Source organism: Pseudomonas sp. Sample_24 (assembly GCF_004307605.1).
Classification (GTDB): Bacteria; Pseudomonadota; Gammaproteobacteria; order Pseudomonadales; family Pseudomonadaceae; genus Aquipseudomonas.
In genome coordinates this window covers 1-12,075 of sequence record NZ_RCNW01000168.1, presented here as the reverse complement: position 1 = coordinate 12,075, position 12,075 = coordinate 1, and the positions used below count along the sequence as shown (strand labels likewise).

At 61.0% G+C, this 12,075-nt stretch carries 10 protein-coding genes; all 10 read left to right on the top strand.

The window, feature by feature from the left end; translation table 11 throughout:
* Nucleotides 1-2,678, top strand: a 2,678-nt coding sequence (locus D8V06_RS08905) for a FimV/HubP family polar landmark protein (RefSeq protein WP_130930814.1), incomplete at its 5' end; no start/stop codon positions are given.
* A gap of 280 nt (nucleotides 2,679-2,958) precedes the next feature.
* Nucleotides 2,959-3,783 (top strand): tRNA pseudouridine(38-40) synthase TruA, encoded by an 825-nt coding sequence (truA, locus tag D8V06_RS08900; RefSeq protein WP_130905381.1) that lies wholly within the window; start codon nucleotides 2,959-2,961, stop codon nucleotides 3,781-3,783.
* Between the two features lie 63 nt (nucleotides 3,784-3,846).
* Nucleotides 3,847-4,473 (top strand): phosphoribosylanthranilate isomerase, encoded by a 627-nt coding sequence (locus D8V06_RS08895; RefSeq protein ID WP_130907718.1) that lies wholly within the window; start codon nucleotides 3,847-3,849, stop codon nucleotides 4,471-4,473.
* Between the two features lie 238 nt (nucleotides 4,474-4,711).
* Complete coding sequence (gene accD, locus D8V06_RS08890; RefSeq protein ID WP_056853703.1) at nucleotides 4,712-5,632, top strand: acetyl-CoA carboxylase, carboxyltransferase subunit beta; 921 nt, start codon at nucleotides 4,712-4,714, stop codon at nucleotides 5,630-5,632.
* Nucleotides 5,629-6,936, top strand: coding sequence for a bifunctional tetrahydrofolate synthase/dihydrofolate synthase (folC, locus tag D8V06_RS08885; RefSeq protein WP_130930813.1), 1,308 nt, complete (start codon nucleotides 5,629-5,631; stop codon nucleotides 6,934-6,936). Before accD ends, folC begins: the two co-directional genes overlap by 4 nt.
* Nucleotides 6,920-7,606, top strand: coding sequence for an SPOR domain-containing protein (locus D8V06_RS08880; protein ID WP_130907717.1), 687 nt, complete (start codon nucleotides 6,920-6,922; stop codon nucleotides 7,604-7,606). Before folC ends, D8V06_RS08880 begins: the two co-directional genes overlap by 17 nt.
* 98 nt (nucleotides 7,607-7,704) lie before the next feature.
* Complete coding sequence (locus tag D8V06_RS08875; RefSeq protein WP_056853700.1) at nucleotides 7,705-8,265, top strand: CvpA family protein; 561 nt, start codon at nucleotides 7,705-7,707, stop codon at nucleotides 8,263-8,265.
* A gap of 41 nt (nucleotides 8,266-8,306) precedes the next feature.
* Nucleotides 8,307-9,812, top strand: coding sequence for an amidophosphoribosyltransferase (gene purF, locus D8V06_RS08870; RefSeq protein WP_034150926.1), 1,506 nt, complete (start codon nucleotides 8,307-8,309; stop codon nucleotides 9,810-9,812).
* 132 nt (nucleotides 9,813-9,944) lie between these two features.
* Nucleotides 9,945-11,156 (top strand): O-succinylhomoserine sulfhydrylase, encoded by a 1,212-nt coding sequence (locus tag D8V06_RS08865; RefSeq protein ID WP_130930812.1) that lies wholly within the window; start codon nucleotides 9,945-9,947, stop codon nucleotides 11,154-11,156.
* On the top strand, nucleotides 11,153-11,926 hold the full coding sequence (locus tag D8V06_RS08860; protein ID WP_056853698.1) for an SDR family oxidoreductase: 774 nt from the start codon (nucleotides 11,153-11,155) through the stop codon (nucleotides 11,924-11,926). Before D8V06_RS08865 ends, D8V06_RS08860 begins: the two co-directional genes overlap by 4 nt.
* Nucleotides 11,927-12,075: the final 149 nt, after the last annotated feature.

Below are 12,075 nucleotides of genomic sequence, written 5' to 3'. Positions count from 1 at the left end.
CGGCGCTGTCCTCCGGTATGGCGCATGCCCTCGGGCTCGGGGAGCTGACCCTGAAATCGACGCTGAACCAGCCGTTGGTGGCGGAAATCGAATTGCTGGACGTCAAGGAACTCACCGCTGCCGAAGTGGTGCCGAGCCTGGCTTCACCTGAAGATTTCGCCAAGGCCGGTGTCGATCGCCAGGCGTTTCTCAACGACCTGACGTTTACCCCTGTGCTGAACGCCAGCGGCAAAAGCATCCTGCGTGTGACCTCCAGCAAACCACTCTCTGAACCGATGGTGAAATTCCTGGTTCAGGTGATGTGGCCAAACGGTCGCCTGCTACGCGATTACAGCGTGCTGCTCGATCCTTCCAAATTCTCGCCGCAGACCGCTGAAGCGGCTGCGCAACCTGCACCGACGGGCACCACGCCGGTCACCGCTGCGACCAAACCGTCCGAATACACCACCACGTCGCGCGATACCCTGTGGGAAATCGCGGCGAAGGCGCGTAATGGCGGTTCGATTCAACAAACCATGCTGGCCATCCAGGCGCTGAACCCGGACGCTTTTATCGACGGCAACATTAACCGGCTTAAAACCGGCCAAGTGTTGCGTCTGCCGGATCAGGCGCAGAGCACCAGCCTGGCACAACCTAAAGCCATGGCCGAAGTCGCTGCGCAGAACACCGCCTGGCGCCAGGGCCGCCGCTATGTAGCGAAGCCTGGAACCGGGCAGCAGCAACTTGATGCCACTAATCGTGGCCGTGGCGAAGCCGTGTCCACGCAAGCCGGCCGGGACAACCTGAGCCTGGTTTCCGCTGAATCCGGCAAGGCTGCGGGCAAGGGGCCGGCAGGTGATGCCAAGGCCCTGAGTAACAAGCTCGCGGTCACCCAGGAAAGCCTTGATACGACGCGTCGTGACAACGCTGAACTGAAAAGCCGCATGACCGATCTGCAAAGCCAGTTGGACAAGCTGCAGCGTTTGATCGAACTGAAGAACAATCAACTGGCCAAGTTGCAAGCCGAAGGTGCAGCGGGTGCGCCGGCTGCGGCAACAGCGCCTGCCATCACGGCGGAACTGGCGGCGGACCCGGCGGCGGCACCTGCCGAAGCAACCCCGGCACCTGCGGCGGCTGCGCCTGAAACCGCTCCAGCGCCAACCGAGCAACCGGTTGAGCCGGCGCCTGCTGTCTCCGACGAGCAGAAATTCAACGAACTGCTGACCAATCCGTGGTTGTTGGGCCTGGCGGGTGGCGGGGCAGTGGTTGTGTTGCTCTTGCTGCTGTTGCTGGCACGTCGCCGCAAAGCTCAACAGGAAGCCGAGAAACATCTGCGCATGGCTCGCGCCTTGTCCGAAGAGCAGGAGTTTTCTGCTGATCTCGACTTGCCTGAAAGCAGCTTCGAAGGCCTGGAGGTTCCACCGCCAAGCGTGAATCTTGCGACTGCTCCGGCACCCGCGCCAGCCCCAGCCCCGGCGCCGGTGATTACGCCGGTCGTGGTAACGCCACCGATTGCCGCGCCACTGGTCTCGCCGGCGGCCGAGCGCTCCGACGAGGTGTTGGGTCAAGCCCAGTCGCACATCGCAGCCGGTCGTCTCAATCAGGCTGCCGCGTTGCTGGAAGAGGGCGTCAAGCAAGAGCCGCAGCGCAGTGATCTGCGCCTCAAACTCATGGAAGTCTACGGTTTGCAGGGCGACCGCGATGCCTTCGTGGTTCAGGAACGTCAACTGGTGGCCAACGGCGACAACTTCGCCCAGGTCGAAAAACTGAAAAGCCGTTTCCCGGCCATGGCGCTGGTTGCGGCGGGCGGTATCGCCGCGGCGGCGGCCGCTGCCGAACTGGACGCACAATACGTCAAGGACCTGTTGCTGGACGAGCCGCAAGCACCAGAACCGACACCGGCCGACGATGACTTCGACAGCGCTTTCGATCTGAGCCTCGACGATCTGGAAAACGTGGCGCCGGTAGCGGCCCCAGCCGACCCAGCGCCGGCTGGTGACGATCTCGACAGCGCCTTCGACCTCAGTCTCGATGATCTGGACAACATCACCCCGGTAGCCGCTCCGCCAGCACCTGTGGTGGAGCCCGAGCCGGCCGCGACCCTGGACGAACTTGAAGATTTCCCGCTGGACGACGATCTGAGCTTCGAGTCGGTGCTGCAGCAGCAGACGGAAATCAAGGACAACCTGGGTGACCTGTCGGATTTCGACCTGGACATGGATCTCGGTGGCGAGCCGTCTCCGGCCCTGCTGGCGGAAGACGATTTCCTGCTGGATCTGGACGCAGACGTGAAGGACCTGCCATCGGTCGACACTCCCGCAGTGGCCGAAGCTCCGCTGGATGACCTGGAACTGCCAGCCGATTTCGACTTGTCATTGGCCGATGAGATGGACGCTCCAACCACTCCGGATGCATTCGAATCCGAGCTGGATGACGTCAACGCCGAGCTGGATCGCCTGTCACAGAGCATCAGTGAGCCAACCTTCACCGTGGACGATGCCCTGGCGACAGTGGACGACGAGCCGGATTTCGATTTCCTGTCCGGTACCGATGAGGTCGCGACCAAGCTCGATCTGGCCCAGGCCTACATCGACATGGGCGACAACGACGGCGCCCGGGACATCCTCAATGAGGTGGTGACCGAAGGTGATGACGGTCAGAAGAGCGAAGCCAAGGAAATGCTTTCGCGTTTGGCTTGAGTCAATCGTTGCAAATGAAACGGCAGCCCACTCGAGGCTGCCGTTTTTGTTTCAGGCGGTCGTTTCGATGTTGTCTTTCAGGGCCTCATCGCGGGCAAGCCCACTCCCACAGGTTTTGCGGTTGACATAAATCCCTGTGGGAGCGGGCTTGCCCGCGATGAGGCCGGAACAGTCACAGGATATCTACTGGCATCCCCGGCCGAGCACCTTATAATGCCTGCCTTTGCGTACTTCAGCAGGCTGTTCCCCCTTGGCAAATATTGATAACCCGGCTGCTGAAATGGCGGCCGACGGCTTTTTCCGGATCGCACTGGGTGTTGAATACAAAGGTTCGCGTTATCGCGGCTGGCAGCGCCAGGCTTCCGGTGTGCTCACCGTGCAGGAAACCCTCGAAAACGCCTTGTCCAAAGTCGCCGATTCACCGGTTTCGCTGCTGTGCGCCGGGCGAACCGATGCCGGTGTGCATGCCTGCGGGCAAGTGGTGCATTTTGATACCCAGGTCGAGCGTTCGATGAAAGCCTGGGTCATGGGCGCCAACATCAACTTGCCCCACGATGTCAGCGTCAGCTGGGCCAAGGCCATGCCGGCGCACTTCCATGCGCGGTTCAAAGCCATCGCTCGCCGTTATCGCTATGTCATCTACAACGATCAGATCCGCCCGGCGCACCTGAACGAAGAGATCACTTGGAACCACCGTCCGCTGGACGTCGAGCGTATGGCCGAGGCGGCGCAGTACCTGGTGGGCACCCATGATTTCAGCGCTTTCCGCGCCGGTCAGTGCCAGGCCAAGTCGCCGATCAAGGAGCTGCATCACCTGCGCGTGACGCGCCACGGCAAGATGATCGTGCTGGATATCCGCGCCAGTGCCTTCCTGCACCACATGGTGCGCAACATCGCCGGTGTGCTGATGACCATCGGTGCTGGTGAGCGCCCGGTGGAGTGGATGAAGGAAGTACTGGAGAGCCGTATCCGTCGAACGGGCGGGGTGACGGCACATCCGTTTGGCCTTTATCTGGTGCAAGTCGAGTACCACGATGAGTTCGAACTGCCCGAGCGTTACATCGGGCCGCATTTCCTTACCGGGTTCTCCGAACTTGACGGCTGACGCCCTCGAACGCTTTTGTTACCATCCGGGACTTTCTCGGATTTGCCGTGAGGTTTTAACGACATGTCAGCCGTTCGCAGCAAGATTTGCGGGATTACCCGCATAGAAGATGCGTTGGCAGCGGTCGAAGCCGGGGCCGACGCCATAGGGTTTGTGTTTTACGCAAAAAGCCCGCGGGCTGTGACGCTGGAGCAGGCGCGCTCGATCATCAAGGCACTGCCACCGTTTGTCACGACTGTTGGATTGTTCGTCGATGCCAGTCACGCCGAACTGGCTGAGATCCTCGATGCGGTGCCGTTGGACCTGTTGCAGTTTCATGGTGATGAAACAGCAGCGCAGTGCGAAGGCTGGCGGCATCCATATATCAAGGCGTTGCGGGTCAAGGCCGGTGATGACATTGCGGTCGCTTGCGACGCTTACCCGAGTGCCAGCGGTATTTTGCTCGATGCCTATGTCGAAGGCATCCCCGGGGGAACCGGTGAAGCCTTCGACTGGTCATTGATACCGCAAGCCTTGAGCAAGCCGATTATTCTGGCGGGTGGACTGACCCCGGATAACGTCGCCGAGGCAGTGGCGCGGGTCCGGCCCTACGCCGTGGATGTCAGCGGCGGGGTAGAGGCGAGCAAGGGCATCAAGGATCATGCAAAGATTCACGCCTTCATCAAGGCTGTTGCAGGGGCTGTCGAGTGAAACCAGGCTGCGATCTTTTGATCCGGTTTGCGATGTGACGGCTGGCACACTGCCGCCGTCTTTAACTGCACTTGCAAAAAGCAGGCAGGGCTGAGGGTTTTCGCAGTTGCACGCAGGTCAAGTTTCGCGCTGACCGTGTGCGCTCGACGATCATCGCCACACATATGAATTTAGCTCAAGGGCATACGCGGGGCTGCGAACCAGAGCGTTCGGGCCGCCGGTACTGGAGAAAGAAAGCATGAGCAACTGGTTAGTAGACAAACTGATCCCTTCGATCATGCGTTCCGAGGTCAAGAAGAGCTCGGTGCCTGAAGGTCTTTGGCACAAGTGCCCGTCTTGCGAGGCTGTGCTGTATCGTCCGGAGCTGGAAAAGACCCTGGACGTTTGCCCCAAGTGCAACCACCACATGCGTATCGGCGCCCGCGCCCGTATCGATATTTTCCTCGATGTCGAAGGCCGTACCGAACTCGGTGCGGACCTGGAGCCGGTCGACCGCCTGAAATTCCGTGACGGCAAGAAGTACAAGGATCGCCTGACCGCTGCACAAAAGCAGACCGGCGAAAAAGATGCGCTGGTGTCCATGAGCGGTACGCTGCTGGGCATGCCGGTCGTGGTGTCGGCGTTCGAATTCTCCTTCATGGGCGGTTCGATGGGTGCCATCGTCGGTGAGCGCTTCGTGCGCGCCGCCAACTACGCCCTGGAAAAACGCTGCCCGATGATCTGCTTCTCCGCCTCCGGTGGTGCGCGGATGCAGGAAGCGCTGATTTCCCTGATGCAAATGGCCAAGACCTCCGCGGTGCTGGCGCGTCTGCGTGAAGAAGGCATTCCGTTCATCTCGGTACTGACCGATCCGGTCTACGGTGGTGTTTCTGCCAGTCTGGCGATGCTCGGCGACGTTATCGTCGGCGAACCGAAAGCCCTGATCGGCTTTGCCGGTCCGCGCGTGATCGAGCAGACCGTGCGCGAAAAACTGCCGGAAGGCTTCCAGCGCAGCGAGTTCCTGCTGGAGCACGGCGCGATCGACATGATCATTCACCGTCAGGAACTGCGCCCACGCCTGGGTAACCTGCTGGCGCAAATGATGGGCCTGCCGACGCCGAAATTCGTCGCTGCACCAATCGAACCGATCGTCGTCCCACCGGTGCCTGCCAATATATGACCCAACGTACCCTTGGCGAGTGGCTCGCCTACCTTGAGCAGTTGCACCCTTCGGCCATCGACATGGGCCTTGAGCGCTCGCAACAGGTAGCGTCCCGCATGGGACTGGGCAAGCCGGCGCCTCGGGTGATCACGGTCACCGGCACCAACGGCAAGGGTTCGACCTGTGCCTTCGTAGCGTCTTTGCTGCGAGCCCAGGGCCTGAACGTCGGTGTCTACAACTCGCCGCACCTGCTGCGTTATAACGAGCGGGTGCAGGTCAATGGCGTCGAAGCCACTGACGCCGAACTGTGCCAGGCCTTCGCTGCGGTGGAGGCGGGGCGTGGTGACACTTCCCTGACTTACTTCGAAATGGGCACATTGGCCGCGTTCTGGCTGTTTCAACAGTCCGGGCTCGATGCTGTGGTGCTGGAAGTCGGTCTAGGCGGGCGCCTGGATACGGTCAATGTGGTCGATGCCGATATGGCGCTGGTCACCAGCATTGGCGTCGATCATGCGGATTACCTGGGTGATACCCGCGAATCCGTGGCCTTCGAGAAGGCTGGTATCTTCCGCCAGGGCGCGCCTGCGCTGTGTGGCGACCTCAATCCCCCGCAACCCCTGCTGGACAAAGCGCGCGAGCTTGCCTGCCCGTTTTTCCTGCGTGGGCGCGATTTCGATCTCGGGGTCACCGATCACAACTGGCAATGGCGCGGCCTGGACATTCAGGGGCACGCCGTCGAGTTGCACGACCTGCCGCTGCTCGATTTGCCGATGGAGAATGCGGCGCTCGCCTTGCAGGCGTATCTGTTGCTGGGTCTGCCGTGGGTCGATGCGCAGATTGTCCAGGCGCTGCAAGCGACGCGGGTGGTCGGTCGTCTCGATCGCCGGCAGTTCAACTGGCAGGGCAAGCGTCTTAATCTGTTACTGGACGTGGGGCATAACCCCCATGCGGCGGAGTATCTGGCCCGGCGATTGGCCAGTCGTCCTCCGGTTGGCAAACGCCTGGCGGTGTTCGGATTGCTGGCCGACAAGGATCTGGATGGTGTTATTGGCGAATTGAATGCTAGTGTCGAGCACTGGGCTGTCGCTCCGCTGGATTCGCCACGGGCGCGGCCGGTGGCCGATCTGCAAGATGCGCTACTCAAGCGCGGTGCGTCGGTAGCATGCTATGACAGCGTGGCGGCCGCCCTGGAAGGGCAGTGCGCGCTGGCAACGAGCGACGATGAAATATTGTTGTTCGGATCATTTTATTGTGTCGCCGAGGCCCTTGAGTGGCTGGCTCGGCGCTCCACGGAGGAAGCGGCAAATGGCATTGCTGGATAAGGCCTACAAACAGCGCATGGTTGGCGCGCTCGTACTCGTCGCACTGGCCGTGATTTTCCTGCCGATGCTGTTCTCTCGTCAGGATGAGCAGCGCCAGGTAACGGTCGAAGCCCCGTCCGCCCCTCAAGCGCCAGCGATGCCGCAGGTTCAAGTGGAGCCGGTCGTAGTGCCCGAGCCGCAAGCCTTGCCGCAAGAACCTGTGCCGAGCGACGACGAAATCGCCCAGCAAGAACTACCGGTTACAGCGCCTGCACCTGCTGCACCGGCTGCACCGGTCGCTCCCGCGCCAACGGCAAAACCGGTCACGCCGCCGCCTGCGCCGGCACCGGTTCCGGCATTGGCCGCGAAGCCGGCGACTGCGCCGTCCCAACCAATCAGCGCGGCACCGGGTAAGCCAGACACCACGCAAAGCCGTGTCGACGCCAATGGTCTGTCGGTGAGTTGGTCGGTGCAACTGGCCAGCCTGGCCAACCGTGAAAGCGCGGAAAAGCTGCAGAAAACCCTGCGCAGCCAAGGCTACAACGCCTATATCCGCACTGCCGACGGCAAGAATCGGGTGTTTGTCGGGCCGCTGATCGAACGCGCCGAAGCCGATCGTCTGCGCGACTTGTTGAATCGCCAGCAGAACCTCAAGGGGTTCGTGGTGCGCTTTCAGCCAGAACGCGGCTAAATCTATCGCAGCGATTTGAAATGCACTGACAATCGCAGCTTACCGATAAGCATGGGCTCTGCTAAAATGCGCCGCCTTATCCGTCTGTAGGCTGCACTGTGCCATTTACCTGGGTTGACTGGGCGATCGTTGCAATCGTCGCCATCTCTGCATTGATCAGTCTGAGCCGCGGCTTCGTCAAAGAAGCACTGTCGCTGGTGACCTGGATCATCGCAGGAGCTGTTGCCTGGATGTTTGGTGGCTCACTGTCCGAGTACCTCGCCGGATATATCCAGACGCCATCGGCTCGCGTGATCGCGGGCTGCACCATCATGTTTGTCGCCACCCTGGTGGTGGGCGCAATGATCAATTATCTGATCGGCGAATTGGTACGGGTCACCGGGTTGTCCGGGACCGATCGATTCCTCGGCATGGCCTTCGGCGCCGCGCGTGGCGTGTTGCTGGTGGTCGTGGCGGTCGGGCTGTTGAGCCTGGGGCCGGTACAGCAGGACGAGTGGTGGCAGCAGTCACAGCTCGTGCCAAAATTTCTATTGGTCGCCGACTGGTCCAAAAACCTGATCCTCGGGTGGAGCAGTCAGTGGCTTGCCAGCGGAATCAGCGTACCCGCTGATATTCCGTTCAAGGAGCACCTCTTGCCGACGGCCAAAACGCCTCAGTGAGTTGTGTTCAGTTCAGATCCATTAAGTAGGGGTTGCGTCGCATGTGTGGCATCGTCGGTATCGTCGGTAAGTCGAACGTCAATCAGGCGCTGTATGACGCGCTAACCGTCCTCCAGCACCGCGGCCAGGACGCTGCCGGTATCGTGACCAGCCATGATGGCCGGTTATTCCTGCGCAAGGACAATGGCCTGGTACGTGACGTTTTCCATCAGCGTCACATGCAACGGCTGGTCGGCCACATGGGCATTGGCCATGTGCGTTATCCGACCGCGGGCAGCTCGACTTCGGCCGAAGCTCAACCGTTTTACGTCAACTCGCCTTACGGCATCACTTTGGCGCACAACGGTAACCTGACCAACGTTGAACAGCTGGCCAAGGAGATTTACGAATCTGACCTGCGCCACGTCAACACCAGCTCTGACTCGGAAGTACTGCTTAACGTGTTCGCCCACGAACTGGCCCAGCGCGGCAAGTTGCAGCCGACCGAAGAAGACGTGTTTGCTGCCGTGACCGACGTGCACAACCGTTGCGTCGGTGGTTACGCTGTCGTGGCGATGGTCACCGGCTACGGCATCGTCGGCTTCCGCGATCCGCACGGCATCCGCCCGATCGTGTTTGGCCAGCGTCATACCGACGAAGGCGTTGAGTACATGATTGCTTCCGAAAGCGTTTCCCTCGACGTGCTCGGTTTTACCTTGATTCGCGACCTGGCGCCGGGCGAAGCGGTCTACATCACTGAAGACGGCAAGCTGCACACCCGTCAGTGCGCGACCAACCCGTCCCTGACACCGTGCATTTTCGAACACGTTTACCTGGCGCGCCCTGACTCGATCATCGACGGTGTTTCGGTATACAAGGCCCGCCTGCGCATGGGCGAGAAGCTCGCCGAGAAGATTCTGCGCGAGCGTCCTGAGCATGACATCGACGTGGTTATCCCGATTCCGGACACCAGCCGCACCGCGGCCCTGGAACTGGCCAACCATTTGGGCGTGAAGTTCCGCGAAGGCTTCGTGAAGAACCGCTACATCGGCCGGACCTTCATCATGCCGGGCCAGGCTGCACGGAAAAAATCCGTACGCCAGAAGCTCAACGCCATCGAACTGGAATTCCGCGGCAAGAACGTGATGCTGGTGGACGATTCGATCGTGCGCGGCACCACCTGCAAGCAGATCATCCAGATGGCTCGTGAAGCGGGCGCCAAGAACGTCTACTTCTGCTCGGCTGCACCGGCCGTGCGTTTCCCGAACGTCTACGGCATCGACATGCCGAGCGCCCACGAACTGATCGCCCACAACCGTTCGACCCAGGACGTGGCCGACCTGATCGGCGCCGACTGGCTGATCTATCAGGACTTGCCTGACTTGATCGAAGCGGTCGGTGGCGGCAAGATCAAGATCGACAAGTTCGATTGCGCTGTGTTCGATGGCCAGTATGTGACTGGCGATGTCGACGAGGCTTATCTGAACAAGATCGAGCAGGCACGCAACGATGCCTCCAAGGTCAAGACCCAGGCAGTCAGCGCGATCATCGACCTGTACAACAACTAAGTAAGAACCGGCCTTGTAGGAGCGAGGCTTGCCCGCGAAGCTTTTGGCGTCCCCAAGGGACTCTTCGCGGGCAAGCCTCGCTCCTGCGGGCCGGTTTTGTATCTACCATCGAATAGGGCAAGGAGTGACAGCATGAGTCAGGATTGGGATGCCGGTCGGTTGGACAGCGACCTCGAAGGCGTAGCGTTCGATACCCTGGCCGTACGTGCCGGTCAGCACCGTACGCCGGAAGGCGAACACGGTGATCCGATGTTCTTCACATCCAGCTACGTGTTCCGCACCGCTGCCGATGCCGCTGCGCGTTTCGCCGGGGAAGTGCCGGGCAACGTTTACTCGCGCTACACCAACCCGACCGTACGCGCCTTCGAAGAGCGCATCGCCGCCCTCGAAAGCGCCGAGCAAGCCGTGGCCACTGCCACGGGCATGGCGGCGATCATGGCGGTGGTGATGAGCCTGTGCAGCGCTGGCGATCATGTGCTGGTGTCGCGCAGCGTATTCGGTTCGACCATCAGCCTGTTCGAGAAGTACTTCAAGCGTTTTGGCATTGAAGTCGATTATGTAGCCTTGGCTGACTTGTCCGGTTGGGATGCGGCAATCAAGGCCAACACCAAGCTGCTGTTCGTAGAATCGCCGTCCAACCCGCTGGCCGAACTGGTCGATATCGCCGAACTGGCGAAAATCGCCCACGCCAAAGGCGCAATGCTGGTGGTCGACAACTGCTTCTGCACCCCGGCGTTGCAGCAGCCGCTGAAAATGGGCGCGGACATCGTCGTGCACTCGGCGACCAAGTTCATCGACGGCCAGGGTCGTTGCATGGGCGGTGTGGTAGCCGGTCGCAGCGAGCAGATGAAAGAAGTGGTCGGTTTCCTGCGCACTGCCGGGCCTACTCTCAGCCCGTTCAACGCCTGGATCTTCCTCAAGGGCCTGGAAACCCTGAACCTGCGGATGAAGGCGCATTGCGCCAACGCCCAGCAACTGGCCGAATGGCTGGAGCAACAGGACGGTATCGAAAAAGTCCATTACGCCGGCCTCAAGAGCCATCCGCAACACGAGCTGGCGCTGCGGCAGCAGAAAGGTTTCGGGGCTGTAGTGAGTTTCGAGGTCAAGGGCGGCAAAGAGGGCGCCTGGCGCTTTATCGATGCGACGCGCCTGATTTCCATCACAGCCAACCTTGGTGACAGCAAGACCACCATTACCCATCCGAGCACCACGTCTCACGGCCGTCTGGCGCCGCAAGAGCGTGAAGCGGCGGGTATCCGTGACAGCCTGATCCGCATCGCGGTCGGTCTGGAAGACGTGGCAGACCTGCAAGCCGACCTGGCGCGCGGGTTGGCTGCCTTGTGATCGAGCTGTCGACGCCAACCGGCTCCAACGGCCGCGTGGCGCTGGTGACCGGCGCTGCGCGGGGCATTGGCCTGGGTATCACGGCCTGGTTGATCAGCGAAGGCTGGCAAGTGGTGCTGTCGGATCTGGATCGTGAACGCGGTTCGAAAGTGGCGAAAGCGCTCGGCGACAACGCCTGGTTCATCGCCATGGACGTTTCCAACGAAGGTCAGGTGGCCCTGGGCGTGGCCGAAGTGCTGGGGCAGTTCGGGCGGCTGGATGCGCTGGTGTGCAACGCGGCGGTGGCCGATCCGCACAACATCACCCTGGAAAGCCTCGACCTGGCTTACTGGAATCGGGTGCTGGCAGTGAATCTCAGTGGGCCGATGCTATTGGCCAAGCACTGTGCGCCGTATCTGCGTGCTCACAACGGGTCGATCGTCAACCTGGCCTCGACCCGCGCCGGGCAATCGGAACCTGATACCGAGGCTTACGCGGCGAGCAAGGGCGGTTTGCTGGCCCTGACTCATGCACTGGCCATCAGCCTTGGCCCGGAGATTCGGGTCAATGCCGTCAGCCCGGGCTGGATCGATGCACGTGACCCGTCCGTGCGCCGTGCCGAGCCGTTGACCGACGCCGATCATGCCCAGCATCCAGCGGGCAGGGTAGGGACGGTCGAGGACGTGGCGGCGATGGTGGCCTGGCTGCTATCGAAGAACGCCGGTTTTGTCACCGGGCAGGAATTCGTGGTCGATGGCGGCATGACCAAGAAGATGATTTACAGCGAGTAACTCCAGCGGTCGGACTGTTGGCGAGATTGTCCGGATTGAAACGATTTTGTCTTTTTCAGAAAAACTTCAATCCTGCTATTGACTTAGGTTCGCTACCTGCGTAAATTTCGCGGCCTCGGAGATGCAAACGGGTGATTAGCTCAGCTGGG